The organism is Yersinia enterocolitica subsp. enterocolitica, from assembly GCF_901472495.1.
GTDB lineage: Bacteria > Pseudomonadota > Gammaproteobacteria > Enterobacterales > Enterobacteriaceae > Yersinia > Yersinia enterocolitica.
On the sequence record NZ_LR590469.1, the window covers coordinates 669,091 to 685,727 of the forward strand.

Consider the following 16,637-nt stretch of genomic DNA (forward strand, 5'->3'; position numbering starts at 1 on the left):
CTGCCGCTTAAAATAAGCCTTACAGGCAAAAGAAAGACAGAAATATAAACAGAAGTTAAACGGGAGGTAACTATATGCCTACAGATGATAGCAAAAATGGAATTATCGACTATGTATCCACCGGGCATCTGCCGGATCCAGATACTGTGGTTAAATTGGTGCAAGAAGCCCACAAACGGTTTAGCACTGATAATGAAGGTGTCGTTTCGACGGTTTATCCTGCATTAGAACGTATCCCTCCTAATCTATTTGGCGTCTGCATGGTTGGTACTAACGGTAAAGTGCATTCAGCCGGCGATGTAGATTATGAATTTACCATCATGAGTGTCTCCAAACCTTTTGTTTTTGCCTTGGTCTGCCAGGCCATAGGCGCGAAAGTCGCTCGTGAAAAACTGGGTGTGAATAGTACGGGTATGGCATTTAACTCAGTGACTGCCATTGAGCGGGCACCTGACGGGCGCACTAATCCTATGGTGAACTCTGGTGCTATTGCCACGACCAGCCTGGTACCCGGTGCCACCAGCGATGAGCAGTGGAAATTCATTTATGACGGTTTGTGCCGTTTTGCTGGCCGTGAACTGACCCTTAATGAAGAAGTGTATCAATCTGCATGTGAAACTAATTTTCGCAATCGTGGCATAGCCAATTTGCTGGAAGGTTATGGCCGTCTGGGGTGTGATCCCCTTATCGCAACCGATCTCTATACGCACCAATGTTCACTGAATGTCAGTGCGCGCGATTTAGCTGTCATGGGCGCGACACTGGCAGACGGGGGCGTCAATCCACTGACTCGCGAGCGGGTGGTAGATAATGATGTTTGCCACTACGCATTGGCGGTAATGGTAACGGCAGGGTTGTACGAAACATCTGGCGACTGGCTTTATGATATCGGCCTTCCTGGGAAAAGCGGTATTGGTGGCGGTATTGTGACAGTGTCACCGGGTAAGGGGGGGTTGGGGACTTTTGCACCGTTACTGGATAGTGCTGGTAATAGTGTTAAAGGGCAACTGGCCGCCCGGTTCTTATCACGTAGTCTTGGGATGGATATGTTTGTTTCTGCGCCTTACACCGAAAAGAGTTGAGCCGTGAGAGTCATGTAAAGCTCAAAAAACCGGTCATGTGGCGACAAATGCGCGTTGTAACACCGGATTGAGTCTAAACAATATTGTTTTTCAAAAGGATAGAGATATTTATGGCGAATCAATCAACTCACCGCGCAGGTGCGGAAGTTAAAGAGTCTTGGGTGCCGATGATCACCATCGCATTGGCCCAGATTCTGATGTCATTTAACGTGGCCTCCCTGCCGGTAGCGTTAGGCGGAATGGTCAAGAGCTTTAATGTCCCACCAACGACCATTGCAACGGCGATCGTGATGTACTCACTCTCTGTTGCTGGTTTCGTGATGTTGGGTGCCAAACTCAACCAACGTTTCGGGCCGCTGGTGGTATTCCGCTGTACCGTTCTGTTGTTTGGTGTCGCGCAGGTCATGATGACATTCAGCCCGAATGTCACCGTGATGATCAGTGCTCAGGCATTAAGTGGTCTGGCGGGTGCCGCGTTGGTTCCTGCTCTGGTGGCCTTGATTGCTGAAAACTACCGCGGTACGCAACAGGCTACAGCACTGGGTGCTTTAGGCTCAGCGCGTGCCGGTGCCGGTGTGGCAGCATTCCTGATTGGTGGAGTTCTGGGAACATATATCGGCTGGCGTCCAGCATTCGGCATCTTGATTGTGTTGTCTGCAATCATCTTTGTGTTGAGCTTCCGTTTGAAGTCTGACCAAGGCCGCCCGGAAGTTGGCATTGATGTGTTCGGTGTCATTTTGGCGGCGTCGGCGATTATCCTGCTGTCATTTGGCTTTAACAACCTGAACCGTTGGGGCTTTGGTCTGGTTCGTGATGGTGCGCCATTCGATCTGCTGGGCTTCTCTCCCGCACCTTTCATGATTGTACTGGGAATTGTGTTGGGTCAGGCGTTTGTGGTCTGGACTCGCCGTCGTCAAGAACAAGGCAAAACACCTTTATTGGCACTGGAAGTGCTTAGCTCACCGACTGAAAAAGCCGCTGTATTTGCTATGTTTGCGGTGGTTGCACTGGAAGCTATGCTGAATTTCTCGGTTCCGCTGTATATCCAGATAGTGCAGGGCAGTACCCCGATGGCGACGGCGATTGCCATGATGCCATTTAACTTATCGGTGTTCTTCTCAGCGATGTTGATTGTTCGTTTCTATAAGAAGCTGACACCACGCAAGATTGGTCGTTATGGTTTCATCACCTGTACTATTGCTCTGTTGTGGCTGGCATTTGTGGTGCGCAATAACTGGAGTGAATTCGCTGTACTGTTTGGTTTAGTGGTATTTGGTCTGGCTCAGGGTGCATTAGTGACTTTACTGTTCAACGTATTGGTCAGTGCTTCACCGAAAGAATTGGCCGGTGATGTTGGCTCATTACGTGGTACCACGAATAACCTGGCAAATGCCATCGGTACTGCTGTTGCTGGCGCGTTACTGGTTGGTTTGCTCAGCGCCAACGTGATACGTGGCGTGGCTGAAACGCCAATTTTGACGCCAGAAATTCAGGCGCAAGTGAATATGGACAGCATCAACTTTGTCAGTAATGACCGCCTGCAAGGTGTGTTGGCGCAAACCACTGCGACACCTGAGCAGGTCGCGGAAGCGGTGCGAGTCAATGAAGAAGCCCGTCTTCGCTCACTGAAATTTGGTTTATTGATTATGGCGTTGTTATCACTACTGGCAATCTTCCCGGCGGGGCGTTTGCCTAATTATCTGCCAGGGGAATTACCTGCGGATAATCTGGTTAAAAAAACCGGTAAGTAAGCCGAGTTATCATCGGCAGTAAAAAGAAACTGACCATTTATTATGGACTGACAGTGTGCCGCGAATACGGCCCTGTCAGTTTTTTTAGCCAAAACATTCACTCAATCATGTCGTTTTTATCTCAGCACTGTAATGGCAGAAAACTGTAAATGATGCATAAATTCGCGTAAAATCAGCAAACGTGCAGCAAATTCATTATCTGCGGGAATGCCTTCCGATGCAGCTGGTCTACCCATCATGACGGCTGCCAGTCGGTCAAACATCCGCTCAACAGAATCCAGTGACATAACCATTTCCGCTTGCGTGGGTAAGCCCGCAAGATCTGCAATCTCAGCAATATAACCATCGGTGGTAATCAATTGTGAGGTTTTATTCACCGCAGTGCTGATGCGAATAACTTCATCTTCCACCACCATAATGGCGGTTTCCATCTCATCTGGCGTGGGGGGATGATGTTTGAAATAACGCAAAGCAACATTATTAGAGCCAACAGTAAGGCGCTGTTCAGCGAAAACCATGCCAGAGCTACCCGTGACCACAGTTGTCGATTCATGGCCGATAGATAGCAGAGTTATTAAATAATTATCACCGATAATTGCGCGAACCTGTTCATATTCCGTTTGAATGTGACTCATCACCAAACCGCCTTATTCATTGCTGTTACTCGCTCTAATCTTGCGAGGCATTCCGCATTTTTAAACGAAAATTCAAAAGACTAAATATATTTTGATACGGATCAAGACACATTTCCGTTGTTTAGTGTTAATGTTAATAAATCTCATTATCAACTTCATGTGCGTCACTTATTATGCGAATTTGGCACAAACTTTTCTTGCTTTGCTGTTGTTGGTGGCTATCCAGCTCTTTAGCCTGGGCGACTCCAGATTATCAGCAGTGGGTCAATGATATCCAATCCCGTCTCGATAAAACCTCCCAGTTATACCAACAGCAGAAAAATGATGAGGCCCGTACCACGGTGCAAATGGCCTATTTTGAAGTATTTGAGAATCTGGAAGGGCCGATTCGCATCAATATTTCGGCGCAGAAAAGTTATCAAATGGAAGCCGCCTTTGGTGAAATCCGGCGCATGATCGGTGAGGGGAAGCCTCAAGCTGAGGTTGATAATAAAATTAATTGGCTTAAAGGTGAGTTGACTGGCGTCCTGCCGATTTTGACTGATGGCCATAAACTTACCGCTGAACAGCAACATGCAACCTATGAGAATAGCGACATTGCTATTTACTGGCAGCAAAGTTTTAAGATTATCGATGACTTATTGGCGCAGGCTATTAGTGAATATCAAGAAGGTAAATTCGCCGCCGCCAGCCACAGTGTGCAACAGGCGCACTATTTGGGATTTAAAAACTCTGAAATGGAGATGTCAGTGCGTGGCAATCGTTCCGCACAACAAGCGGCGACGATTAACCAACAATTTACTGCTCTTATTGATTTAACCCGCCAACCTGACCAACTAACCGAAGTTGCCTATCGTGTCACGGGCTTACTTCAAACTATAGAAGACACATTGCCGGGCTTACCAACTACCCGCGAACAGCAGCAAGTTACTGCTGATCAACCTGTCTCAGGACAACCTTCTGACTCAAATACCAATTCTGATGGGCAGGCTAATGCCGATTGGGCGGCTGTTTCTAGCAAAATAAATCAGGCTATTAGCGAAGCTGTCAGCCAGTACCAGAGCGGGCAAACCACGCCAGCAATGATGGCCGTTCAGGATACTTATTTTGATTTATTCGAAGCCAGCGGTATGGAGAATAAAGTTGGCTCGCGTGATGCTGCGTTTAAATCAACATTAGAGGGCCATTTCACTCGCTTAGTCAGTTTGATGAAAGCTGGTCAGCCAGTAGAACAGCTACAAACGGAAGCCGCAGCCTTGCAAAAAGATCTGGCCAGCGCGGTTGAGATGCTCGGGGGTGGGGATGAAACTGATTGGAGTCTGTTCATCTACAGTTTGCTGATCATTGTCCGCGAAGGGTTGGAAGCCTTGCTGATTGTCGCGGCTATCGTCGCTTATCTGGTGAAAAACAATCATCAGGACAAGTTACCACTGATTCGCCAATCCGTGGTGGTAGCCTTAATTGCCAGTGTGTTAACGGCCTTTGTCTTCCAGTGGCTATTTGCAAATTCAGGGCAAAGCCGAGAGTTATTAGAAGGCTTCACCATGATGATCGCTGTGGTGATGCTGTTCTCTATGAGTTATTGGTTGCTATCAAAGACGGAAGCACGCCAATGGAAAGCCTATCTGGAGGGCAAATTCTCCAAGTCACTCAGCAGTGGCTCAATGATAGGGCTATGGTTAACCAGTTTCCTGGCGGTGTACCGCGAAGGGGCTGAAACCGTCCTGTTCTATCTCGCACTGATGGGCGACGCCAGTACAACGAGCGGTCACTTGTCTATTTTGGCCGGCTTTGGTGTCGGTTGTGTCATCTTGCTGGGGGCTTATCTGGTGATGCGTTTTACTGTCGTCAAGTTACCACTTAAACCCTTCTTTATGTTTACCGGTGGCTTTATGTACCTGATGGCATTTGTGTTTGCCGGTAAGAGTGTTCTTGAGTTGATTGAAGGCAAATTGTTTGAGCCAACACTGCTGCCTGGCGTACCTGAAATTAGTTGGTTGGGGATCTATCCGTATCTGGAAACATTGATTCCTCAAGGAATATTGCTGATTGCTGCGCTGGTTGCCTTGTGGGTAATGCAGCGGCGGGGGCGCACTATTCCGGCTCAGTAATATCTCAGTATGATGGCCCGGCATGATGCCGGTGTGAATAACAAACTGTACTTATCATTTGATACCTGAGGGTGTGTTACATGACTATGAAGAAAACAATTATTGCCAGCAGCATCATTGCCAGCATTTTTGCAGCACCTGCTGCTTTTGCCTTTAAAGAGTATCCTGCGGGCGAACCTATCAAAATTAATGATATGGAAATTGCTGCGGTTTATTTGCAACCGATTGATATGGAACCTCGTGGCATGGGTCTGCCTGCCGCGAAAGCCGATATCCATCTGGAAGCGGATATTCATGCGACGGAAGGTAATAAAAATGGTTTTGGTGCCGGTGAATGGATGCCATACCTGACTATCGCGTATACCCTGGTGAATACAGACACTGGCGCTAAACAAGAAGGCACATTTATGCCTATGGTTGCCAGTGATGGCCCACACTATGGCGCGAACATCAAAATGATGGGCGTAGGCAATTATAAAGTTACCTATCATATCAGCGAGCCATCCAAAGCGGGTTTGCATCGCCATACCGACAGCGAAACCGGTGTTGGTCGCTGGTGGAAACCTTTTGATGTGAGTTATGACTTCAAATATACCGGCCTGAATTGATAGCACTGGCCGCGATGACAACATCGTTGTCGCGGCTTTTCTTTATGATAAATGGTCAGATAATGGGTGTTATCAGTTTCCTGTAAGGTCAGCAGTGATAACTGGCAGGTGTTGTGATCCCTCCAAGGTGTGCAAATGAGTTACTTTTTTGTTTCCGTACTACAAGCCTTTTTACCTGTTGCGTTATTGCTGGGGCTGAGTTGGGTTGTGAGGCCAGCGCCTGCACTAAATCGCATCGTATGGATAACAATACTTATGGTAGTGGTGGGGATGTGGGCCGGTACCCATTATCCTAAATCGCAGCAATTGCAGTTAACTCTGGCAGGGGTTCAACTCCTCGCATTAATATTATTTTTATTCAGTCAGCTTACTCCGAGCCGTGCATTAGGCTATTGCTGGCAGGCTTTGCTGGTATTGGGGGCTGCATTTAATTGGGGAAATAACCCCAATCTGGGCGCGTTTACTAATACTCATGTGATTAATACTGATTTGCTACTTAATCTGGCCGCCATTGTGGTGGCATTTGCTTGGGTCGTTTTCAGTGCGGTATTGCTGCTGATGATGGTTAGGCAGTTGCGGTATATCCGCTGGCCACTGCTGATCCTGTTAACGCTATTGCTGATTTTGCCGCTGAGTGGCGATGCAATCTTGTTATTGATGAAGCTACAGGTCTTGCCGTTAACCAAATCACTGCTCAGTTATGTCGCTTTAGTTACCAATGGGCATGCCTGGTTGAGCTATATTTGTGCGCTGCTGTTGGCGATAACAACCTTGTGCTATTTAATGCCGCTGCGCCTTGCCAGTGAGGTAGTGGCTGAACATTCGGAGCCGATTGCGCACCGTCAAGCTTTGGCCGATTACCGTAACGTACGCAGAATCTTTATTTTCTCCTTACTTGCTTGGATAGTGGTGGCTGGTGCCCAACTTTACTGGGATAAAGTCGCCTCGCAACCCCCTCAGTTATCTGAAGCTTTACCCGTCACGCTAGCCGCCGATGGCTTAGTTCATATCCCCGTCGAACAAGTGCGGGATGGTAAATTGCACCGTTTTGTCTGGGTGGCTGATGATGGTAAAGCTGTTCGCTTCTTTATCATCAACCGCTATCCCGATCGCTTGCGCCTGAGTGTGGTCTTTGACGCTTGTCTATTGTGCGGTGATCAGGGCTATGTGATGGAGGGTAATCAGGTGATCTGTGTTGCCTGTGCGGTGCATATTTTTATTCCGTCTATCGGCAAAGCAGGGGGATGTAACCCGATCCCGTTGGAAGATTGGAAAAGCGATGATAAAGAGTTGGTTATTCCCAAAGCTTCTCTTGAGGCGGGCGTGAATTACTTCACGACGGTTGTTACTTTAGATGTCATTGATCCAGTTGATAAAACTCACCTGACTAACCAAAAGGCTGAGTATAAATATAGTTATGGCGATAAAACCTACTTCTTCTCATCTGAGGCTAATTACAACCGTTTCCGCGAACATCCAGAGCAATTTGTCACTCCGGCTCTCAGTGATGAAGACAGTGACTCACAGGAGAACCCATAATTATGTTGTGGCGCATGCTCAAGCAGTCTTGGTTCCGGAATGTCCGTCGTAAATCGCTGGCAGTATTTACGGTATTTTTGGCCGCTGGACTCATTTCTTCACTACTGGCCGTGTCGATAGATATTGGCGATAAAATGTCCCGCGAACTGAAGTCTTATGGTGCCAATATTTTGATTGAGCCAGCCGGTCAGGTGGCATTGCCATCCCTGTTTGGTGAGAAAAGTAATCCACTCACGGGCCAGGATTTTCTGGACCAGGCTGAATTACCCAATATCAAAGATATTTTTTGGCGTAACAATATTGTGGGTTTTGCCCCATTGCTGAGTGGGGAAACTGAGGTTAACGGTCAGGATATCCCGCTATTAGGTACCTATTTTAATCAGCCCGTTGATGTGCCTGATGAAGAGGATTATCACACCGGCCAGCAAATTATTAGCCCTTATTGGCAGGTCAATGGTAACTGGCCGCAAGAGCCGGTCAAACCTGATGTCACAGAAGTCGAGGCTTTATTAGGTAAGCAACTGGCACAACAGAGCGGTTGGAAAATCGGTGATGAACTGAACCTTGACGGAGCTTCTGGGCCGCTGAAAGTGAAGATAAGTGGCGTGCTCAGCAGTGGTGGTGAAGAGGAAAGTCGCCTGGTGTTGCCACTGGCCGCGGTGCAATCGCTGCTTGGCCTTCCGGGGAAAGTTCAGGCAATCCGAGTCTCGGCTCTGACGGTGCCGGAGAATGAACTATCGCGTAAAGCGCGCGAAAATCTGGAAGCTCTCAACGCCGAAGAATATGACTTGTGGTACTGCACTGCTTACGTTTCTTCCATTGCTCACCAATTAGAAGAGGCAATATCCGGTTCAGTGGTGCGGCCGATCTGGCAAGTCGCTGCATCCGAAGGGGTGGTGATTGAAAAGATACAGCTATTGTTGGCGGTAGTGACATTGGCCGCATTGATTGCAGCAGCAATGGGGATCGCGTCGCTGATGACCAGCACGATTATGGAGCGGGCGAAAGAGATTGGTTTAATGAAAGCCTTGGGCGCTCGGCAGTGGCAAATTCTGATGCTGTTCTATCTTGAAGCGGCAATCAGCGGCTTGATTGGCGGGCTGGCGGGTTGCCTGGCGGGGTGGGGGTTGGCAAAAACCATCGGCCTGATGCTGTTTGGTGCACCGCTGAGCTTTGCCTGGATGGTGGTGCCTTGTGTGCTGGTGATTTCTGTTTTAATTGCAGTGATTGGAACATGGTTCCCCGCCCGTCGCATCGCCCGTCTTTATCCGGTGGAGGTGCTCTATGGCCGTTAATCATCGGGCAATTCAGCATAAAGGGTTGGATGGCATGTTCTGGCGACTAGTGCTGCGTGCACTGCGCTTGCGCTTGCAACGAGTCAGTGTTGTCTTTGCGGCATTGACAGTTGGCGCGGCGATTGTCACGGCAATGTCAGCGGTGTATTTCGATATTAATGCCAAAATGAGTCAGGAATTACGCACTTTTGGGGCGAATTTTTACATTGGCCCTGGGCACGGCAGTACATTTGAACAGGGGCGCTTCCAGCCAATTATTGATGCTGCGCCCAAAGGGCTGATCAATGCTTCAAGCCCCTATATTTATGGGATGGCGCGCACTGAGCTGGAAAAAGTAGTGCTGATGGGGGTGTGGTTTGAGTCATTACAACAGCTCGTCCCTTATTGGCAAGTGACCGGTAACTGGATTGGCGTTAGTTTTGATGATCGCAATGCCATGATTGGCGTCAAACTAGCCGAGCGTTTGCATGTCAAGGTGGGTGACACGCTCACTTTGGTTAATGGTAGTGAACGCCAACGTTTGCAAGTTAAAGGTATTGTTGAGGCTGGCGACGCCACAGATAACATGTTGATCGTCAATCTGGAGTTGGCGCAAAAATGGCTCAATCAGCCGGGGCATATCAGTAATGCATTATTGAGTGTCAGCAATGACGTAGGTCAGGTTGAAACCTTTGCCAGCCATCTTCGTGAGCAATATCCGGATCTTGAGATTAGGCCGATTCGTAAGGTTTCAGCTTCCGAAGGGCAGGTTCTCGACAAGATAAAAGGGCTGATGGGGTTGGTCTCTGTGGTTATCCTCATTTTGTCATCCCTTTGCGTTAACACCACCTTAATGGCGATAGTGGGCGAGCGCTCAAAAGAGTTTGCTCTGCAAAAAGCACTGGGAGCCAGTGGTGGTGACATTATCCGCCAGATGTTAACCGAAACTTTGATTATCTCGCTGGCTGCTGCCGTCTGCGGTGCGTTGTTAGGTTATATATTGGCACAAGTGTTGGGGCAAACAGTATTCAGCGCGGCAATTGCTTTGCGTGCACCGGTATTACCGCTGACGCTGGTGTTGTCGTTGTTAGTGGCCGCTGTGGCGGCAATTGTTCCCACCCGCCGGGCAATTCATATTGAACCCGCTAAAGTCCTGAAAGGAGAGTAGCAAATGACCTCGTCACTATTACGGGTGCAACCTGAACACGACACCGATGCGGTTATTGAAACTCGGCATTTATACAAACGCTTTGGGCAAGTGACGGCACTGGAAGATATTAATATCCGCATTAATCGTGGCGAGTTTGTGGCGATTATGGGGGCATCTGGTTCAGGTAAAACCACATTGATGAATATTCTGACCTGCCTGGATACCGTAACTGAAGGGCAGGTATTGCTCGACGGGGTTGATGCTGCTGGCTTGGATGAAGAAGGGCGCAGGAAATTCCGGGCAGACAAGATTGGGTTGGTGTTCCAGCAATTCCACCTTATTCCGTATTTGACTGCGCTGGAGAACATTATGTTGGCGCAGCATTATCACAGTGTGGTGGATGAAGACGCGGCTCGACAAGTCTTGGAACAGGTTGGGATGACGCCACGTATGAGTCACTTACCTAGCCAACTTTCGGGTGGTGAGCAGCAGCGGGTATGCATTGCGCGGGCGCTGGTCAATCAGCCACCCATTATTTTTGCTGATGAACCTACGGGTAATCTTGACGAAGAGAATGAGCAGCGGGTATTGGATTTGTTAAACCATATCCATCGCCAAGGTAGAACCATTGTGATGGTGACCCACAACCCGGATTTAGGCTGCGTTGCTGACCGGATTATCCGCCTTCAGCACGGTAAATATCTTAATGAAGAGAGTAATCATCATGTGGCGTAAAACGGTCGGGTTATGCGCTTTACTGTTATTGCTGAGTGCTTGTAAGCAAGAAGAAGTTGCCGTGGGGGAAGTTGCCCCCCAATTGGCGGCTTATGACCTGCAAGGCAAACCCGTTGCACTCGAACAGTGGAAAGGCAAACAGGTTTACCTCAATTTCTGGTCAGCAAGCTGTGGTGGCTGCCTGGCTGAAATGGCGGCATTGGATAAACTAAGTCAACAATATCAGCAGGATATTGTGGTAGTGGCGATCAATACTGATCCGGAACAGGTGGATATTGCCCCAGTGCTGGCGCAGCGTAACATCAGTTACCCCGTCATTCGCGATCAACTGGGCATTACACAGGAGCGCTATCAAGTCATTGGCACACCAACCTCTTTTATGATTGACCGTAACGGTAAGGTAACGGAGTTGCATCAAGGGGCGCGGGATGAGAAAGCGCTGACCACATTGTTCCAACAATGGGCGGCGGGGGCATAATGAAAGTCTCACTGCTGACTGCGTGCATAATCGTGTTTAGTGCCACAGCTCAGGCCGCCACTGACGGCGAACATATCTATAAACAAACGTGTTCAAGTTGTCATGGGCGGCTGGCCGATCGAAAAGGGCTGGATAAAGCACCGCCGCTGATATCGTTATCTCGCAATGAAATCGTTGAGGGTCTAACCGCGCGGCGTGATGGCAAGATTGTCGGCAGAGGTAATAAGGCAAAAGCACATTTGACTGATGATGATATTCAAAAATTGGCAGACCATATTGAGAGCCTAAAAGCGGCTAAGTCCAAAGTCCCATAAAGTTATTTTGCGCGATATTCTACTGATTCCATGCGTTAGATAGGCTGTGAGCTTGCTTGCCAGGGCAGCTTCATTTAATAACATTTATGCTGTACCATATGTTGTATATTAAATGCATCTTTAAATTATCTGAGGAATATCAGCATGGAAAATACATCAGCCTTGCTTTGCTACAAACAGTTACCTGTCTGGAATAGCGCTGGCGTACCCGCTATGTTTCGTGAAAAGCACAATACCAAAGCCGGAACATGGGCCAAATTGACGATTCTGAGTGGAGAAATGGATTTTTTGATCCTTGATGAAGCGGGTAATACGCTGGAGAGGCACTCTTTCTCTTGTGAGAATCAGCCTCCCTTTATTGAACCACAAGTTTGGCACCGTATTGCCGCGTGTTCAGATGATCTACAGTGCCAACTCAGTTTTTATTGTATGGCAGAAGATTTTTATCATAAGAAATACAATTTAACACCAACTCATTCTGAAGTGATTGAGGCAGTGAAAACGGTGAAACCCGGAAAAGCACTGGACTTAGGCTGTGGTTCCGGACGTAATTCGTTGTATCTTAATTTATTAGGTTTTGATGTGACTGCAGTCGATAAAAATGGCGACAGTATTAGTCATCTGCAACAGATCATTGAACAGGAAAAACGGCTAAATATTACCGCTAATACCTATAACATCAATGAAGCCAGCCTGGATAATCGCTACGATTTTATTCTCTCGACAGTTGTATTAATGTTCCTACAACCAGAAAGAATCCCGTATATTATCAATAATATGCAAGATTGCACCTTACCTGGTGGTTACAACCTGATTATCTCCGCGATGTCGACTGATGACTTCCCTTGTACGGTGCCTTTTTCTTTCACATTAAAATCGGGTGAATTACGCCATTACTATAAAGATTGGGACATCATTAAATACAACGAAGATGTTGGGCAATTGCATAAAACCGATGCACAAGGTAACCGGATAAAATTGCGTTTTGCGACTTTGCTGGCGAAAAAACCGTAATGACACTGACGGCTTCGTAAGATTCAACGCTCCGCTGGGTAATCTATTATTTAGCGGGGCGGTAAATCGGGTTCATCACGTAATCGACCGACAATATAATCAATGAAAACACGAAGTTTGGCGGGCAAATAGCGTGTTGGAGGGTAGAGCAACCATAAACCGCCGCTGTATGAGCTGATAAAGCGCCATTCGGGTAATACCTGCACTAGCTGTCCCTGCTGCAAGGTTGTTCTGGCGGTAAAATAGGGCAAACTGCCAATACCGATATGTTGCAATACTGCATCTAGCCTGACACCGGTGTGATTCGCGGCGTAGCGGCCCTTTACTGCAACCGTGATAGCCTTAGTCCCTTGACGAAACTTCCAACGCGCGTCCCCCGGTGTTTCTCCGAGATAAATACAGCTGTGTTGAGCTAAATCATGAGGATGCAGCGGTGTACCCTGGGCAGCAAGGTATTCAGGGGTTGCGCACAGTAGATGTTCGATATTCATCAGTTGCCGCCCGACCATCCCCGGAGGGGGTTGGTCTGTAATCCGAATGACCAAATCCACATTTTCATCAATAAAATCGACATAGCGGTCATCTAATATCAGCTGCACATCTATTTTGCTATAGCGCTGTAAAAATTCAGGCATATGGGGATGGACCACAAATCGCCCCACTGCTTTGGGCACACTGACGCGAATAAGCCCTTCCGGTTCCTGACTATATTGACCACTGATCTCCATCACCGAGTTGGCGGCATTGAGCATGGCGTTACAGCGTTTAAAAACTTCTTCACCGCTTTCACTTAAACGCAATTTACGTGTCGTTCGTTGCAATAAACGGGTTGCCAGTGCTTTTTCAAGCCGACTGACGCTGCGGCTAATGGCGGAAGGGGAAACCCCCAATTGGCGCGCGACAGCTGAAAAACTGCCAGTTTCGACGACCTTAACAAAAATAGCCATTTCACTTAGTAAAGCTAGCGGAAGATTTGTGCTCACAGCGCAATAGTCCTTTGAGTATGTAGCGGATTATCACATCAGACTGACAGCAATATAATCATAATGGAAATGATAAAAGGATAATGATTATGACGACCCGTCTATTTTTTGAGAACGATACGCTGACAATGGATGTTGATGTAATGAGCTGTGCACCGGATGGCGAGGAATTTGCCGTGATATTGCTGGCGACTATTTTCCATCCGCAAGGTGGGGGGCAACCTTCTGATACCGGTTATATAGGCGATAATCAAGTGTTGCGGGTTGTTCAGCAGCAGGAGCAATTAATTCATTATCTGGCGAAGTCGATTGCACCGAGGACTTATTATGCCCGTGTGGACAATGAGCGCCGCTTGTTAAATACGCGTATGCATTCAGTGGGGCATCTTATCGGGAATATTGGTGAAGGTTATGGTTGGCAGCCAGTGAAAGCACATCACTGGCCGGGGGAAGGGCGAGTATCATTTAAACGGACACAAAACCCACAGGTACTTGATATTGATATTATTCAGGCAGCGTTGGAACAATTTATCCGGCAAGATTTACCCAGACAAATTTCAGTACAAGATAATTTTCGCGAAGTGGGTTTTGGCGAATTATCGGCCTATGCCTGTGGCGGTACCCATGTCGGTTCATTGCACGAACTGGGTAAGGTTACTGTGCTGTCAATTTCAGAGAAGAAAGGCGTTATGTCAGTCAATTATCGGGTTGATTAACCTGTGAAGATAAAAAGCATGAGCAATTTCTAACATAGCCTGCACGGATGATTCTTTTAGTATTTAATGCTGTTGAGAATTATTAATTAACTTCATTGATAATCATTATCACTGAGTGTAATAATATCATCCATATGAGTTCCGTGGAGTATGGATTGTGGCGAATACAGCTGAAGTGATTTACCCTTCAACAACTGCGATTTCTGATGAAATCGCCAGTTTGTTCGCCTGCACATTCGTGCACTTCTCAGAATCGTTTTATGTTGATGCGGTAGATATACCCCAAGATAGTGTATTGCTTGAGCAGTGGTCGGCTGAAAATAGTCTGCCAGCATTGATGCAAAACTATGAGAATCACTATTACAGCGAGACTGGGCTTAACCCAAATCATAAAGCGCTGCATTCATTATGGGGGCAATGGTATTTCGGGTTGGTTATCCCACCGATGATCTTGATGTTACTGGCATTACCTGCAACGATTGATACCCGCCCGGAGAGAGTTCGTATTAAATTTCACCCAACTGGGCGGCCTGAAGCTATCTATTACCAACACGACTGGTTAGATAAATCACCGTCATCTTTATTGCAACGGCTCTATTTATTACTCGATCATCATATTATTCCTGTTATGAAGAGAATAGAACGTCAGCCAAGAGCCAATACTCGGCTGATATGGAATAACATAGGTTATTTGATATTTTGGTATCTGCGCGAATTCGCAAATAAGTTAGGCCCAATTGAGGGCTATGACGCCATTATTGAAAATCTTTTTCTCACCTCAAACTTGCCTGATGGGCGAGAAAACCCGCTCTATCGTACTGTTATTCCGCGTAATGGGGGAATGGAGCGCCGTACTTGCTGCCAGCGTAATAAACTTCCTGGTGTTGGCAGTTGCCTTGATTGCCCGTTAGAATCTCGCCCATAACCGGTATATCATTCAGCTTACAGACAAAGTAAGCCATGAAGGATGTTTCGGTGAATAAAGAAAAAATTGCTCATTTAAATGCGGTCAGTCGTAAAGCTCGTACGGTCATGGAGCGAGAAGGGCTTGATGCTTTGGTTGTCACCGTCTGCGATAATTTCTATTACCTGACCGGTTTTGCCAGTTTCTTTATGTATACCTTCCGGCATACTGGTGCAGCGGTCGCGATTATGTTTCGTGATGAAAGCATTCCATCTCAAATCATCATGAATGAGTTTGAAGCTGCCAGTACACACTTTGATATGCCCAATATGGAGCTGAAAACCTTTCCGGTGTGGGTGGATGTTGATGACCCGCGCAACCCACTGAATCATCAGAAAAAACCTGAACGCCCTATTGGTCCACCGATCGAGGCTGTCTTTGGTTTGGTGAAAGATGCCCTTGAGCGCGCAGAAGTGTTGGATAAGGCTATTGCTATTGAATTACAGGCTATGTCTAACGGCGGTAAAAGTGTGTTAGATAAAGTGGCCCCTGGGCTGAAGTTGGTTGATTCGACAGCGTTATTCAATGAAATACGAATGATTAAAAGCCCGTGGGAAATTCAACACCTGCGGGAAAGTGCTGAAATCACTGAGTTTGGTATCGCCAGCGCGGCGAAGCATATCCGAGTGGGTTGCACCGCTGCCGAATTGACCGCTGCATTTAAAGCTGCTGTCATGACTTTCCCTGAGACCAATTTCTCTCGCTTTAATCTTATTTCAGTTGGCGATAATTTCTCACCTAAAATGTTCCCTGATGAAACCCCGGCAAAGCCCGGTGACTTAATTAAGTTCGACTGTGGAGTCGATGTGGCGGGTTATGGTGCCGATCTTGCCAGAACATTTGTCTTGGGGGAGCCGGATGAACTCACGCAACAGATATATAACACTATCCGAATCGGCCATGAGCATATGCTCTCGATGGTTGCTCCGGGCGTTAAGTTAAAAGACGTGTTTGATAGCACGATGGATGTGATCAAAAAGGCTGGTTTACCGCATTATCACCGTGGTCATCTTGGCCACGGTGATGGGGTGTTTTTGGGGCTGGAAGAAGCACCTTTTGTTAGCACATTGGCAACGGAAACATTCCGGCCAGGTATGGTGCTAAGTCTGGAAACACCTTATTACGGTATCGGAATTGGTTCGATTATGCTGGAAGATATGATTCTCATTACCAATGACGGGTACGAATTTTTAAGTAAATTGGATCGCGATTTACGCCAGTATAATTAATTTGTGCGTCATTTCTCATTTTTATGAATTAAAATTCATTCCTAAATAGACTCT

The 16,637-nt window shown here is 47.3% G+C and carries 16 protein-coding genes; 14 read left to right on the forward strand and 2 right to left on the reverse strand.

Going from position 1 to position 16,637, the window contains the following annotated elements; translation table 11 throughout:
• The first annotated feature begins 74 nt into the window (after positions 1–74).
• The gene (gene glsA, locus FGL26_RS03080) at positions 75–1,082 is read left to right on the forward strand and encodes a glutaminase A (RefSeq protein ID WP_005168952.1); all 1,008 of its coding nucleotides are present in this window, start codon (positions 75–77) and stop codon (positions 1,080–1,082) included.
• A 110-nt stretch (positions 1,083–1,192) separates the two neighbouring features.
• The gene (locus FGL26_RS03085; protein ID WP_005168954.1) at positions 1,193–2,833 is read left to right on the forward strand and encodes an MFS transporter; all 1,641 of its coding nucleotides are present in this window, start codon (positions 1,193–1,195) and stop codon (positions 2,831–2,833) included.
• A 116-nt stretch (positions 2,834–2,949) separates the two neighbouring features.
• Here the strand turns inward: FGL26_RS03085 and FGL26_RS03090 are convergent, their stop codons facing one another.
• Positions 2,950–3,468 carry a hypothetical protein gene (locus FGL26_RS03090; protein WP_032908346.1) on the reverse strand — a complete coding sequence of 173 codons (519 nt, stop codon included), beginning with the start codon at positions 3,466–3,468 and terminating at the stop codon, positions 2,950–2,952.
• Positions 3,469–3,641: 173 nt separating this feature from the next.
• Here FGL26_RS03090 and FGL26_RS03095 point away from each other — a divergent pair, with 173 nt between their 5' ends.
• From FGL26_RS03095 to tehB, 9 genes are all read left to right on the forward strand, one after another.
• Positions 3,642–5,579 (forward strand): FTR1 family protein, encoded by a 1,938-nt coding sequence (locus FGL26_RS03095; RefSeq protein ID WP_005168961.1) that lies wholly within the window; start codon positions 3,642–3,644, stop codon positions 5,577–5,579.
• Between the two features lie 80 nt (positions 5,580–5,659).
• Positions 5,660–6,187, forward strand: coding sequence for an iron transporter (locus FGL26_RS03100; protein ID WP_004390794.1), 528 nt, complete (start codon positions 5,660–5,662; stop codon positions 6,185–6,187).
• A gap of 135 nt (positions 6,188–6,322) precedes the next feature.
• Positions 6,323–7,726, forward strand: coding sequence for a Fe-S-containing protein (locus tag FGL26_RS03105; protein WP_005168965.1), 1,404 nt, complete (start codon positions 6,323–6,325; stop codon positions 7,724–7,726).
• 2 nt (positions 7,727–7,728) lie between these two features.
• Positions 7,729–9,021 carry an ABC transporter permease gene (locus FGL26_RS03110; protein ID WP_005168967.1) on the forward strand — a complete coding sequence of 431 codons (1,293 nt, stop codon included), beginning with the start codon at positions 7,729–7,731 and terminating at the stop codon, positions 9,019–9,021.
• A 34-nt stretch (positions 9,022–9,055) separates the two neighbouring features.
• On the forward strand, positions 9,056–10,168 hold the full coding sequence (locus FGL26_RS03115; protein WP_172653834.1) for an ABC transporter permease: 1,113 nt from the start codon (positions 9,056–9,058) through the stop codon (positions 10,166–10,168).
• A gap of 3 nt (positions 10,169–10,171) precedes the next feature.
• A complete protein-coding gene (locus FGL26_RS03120; RefSeq protein ID WP_005168971.1) occupies positions 10,172–10,885 on the forward strand; it encodes an ABC transporter ATP-binding protein in 714 nt (237 codons plus the stop codon).
• A complete protein-coding gene (locus FGL26_RS03125) occupies positions 10,875–11,363 on the forward strand; it encodes a TlpA family protein disulfide reductase (RefSeq protein ID WP_005168973.1) in 489 nt (162 codons plus the stop codon). Before FGL26_RS03120 ends, FGL26_RS03125 begins: the two co-directional genes overlap by 11 nt.
• Positions 11,363–11,677, forward strand: coding sequence for a c-type cytochrome (locus FGL26_RS03130; protein ID WP_005168975.1), 315 nt, complete (start codon positions 11,363–11,365; stop codon positions 11,675–11,677). The genes FGL26_RS03125 and FGL26_RS03130 overlap by 1 nt, the downstream gene beginning before the upstream one ends.
• 144 nt (positions 11,678–11,821) lie before the next feature.
• Positions 11,822–12,691, forward strand: coding sequence for an SAM-dependent methyltransferase TehB (gene tehB, locus FGL26_RS03135; RefSeq protein ID WP_005168976.1), 870 nt, complete (start codon positions 11,822–11,824; stop codon positions 12,689–12,691).
• A gap of 50 nt (positions 12,692–12,741) precedes the next feature.
• On the opposite strand, the gene FGL26_RS03140 is transcribed toward tehB, so the two are convergent.
• Positions 12,742–13,674, reverse strand: coding sequence for a LysR family transcriptional regulator (locus tag FGL26_RS03140; RefSeq protein WP_005168979.1), 933 nt, complete (start codon positions 13,672–13,674; stop codon positions 12,742–12,744).
• A gap of 89 nt (positions 13,675–13,763) precedes the next feature.
• Between FGL26_RS03140 and FGL26_RS03145 the strand changes: the two genes are divergently transcribed.
• From FGL26_RS03145 to FGL26_RS03155, 3 genes are all read left to right on the forward strand, one after another.
• Positions 13,764–14,390: an alanyl-tRNA editing protein gene (locus FGL26_RS03145; protein ID WP_005168981.1), complete on the forward strand. Its 627-nt coding sequence runs from the start codon at positions 13,764–13,766 to the stop codon at positions 14,388–14,390.
• A gap of 157 nt (positions 14,391–14,547) precedes the next feature.
• On the forward strand, positions 14,548–15,315 hold the full coding sequence (gene fhuF / locus FGL26_RS03150) for a siderophore-iron reductase FhuF (RefSeq protein WP_005168984.1): 768 nt from the start codon (positions 14,548–14,550) through the stop codon (positions 15,313–15,315).
• Positions 15,316–15,365: 50 nt separating this feature from the next.
• A complete protein-coding gene (locus FGL26_RS03155) occupies positions 15,366–16,583 on the forward strand; it encodes a M24 family metallopeptidase (RefSeq protein ID WP_005168987.1) in 1,218 nt (405 codons plus the stop codon).
• Positions 16,584–16,637: the final 54 nt, after the last annotated feature.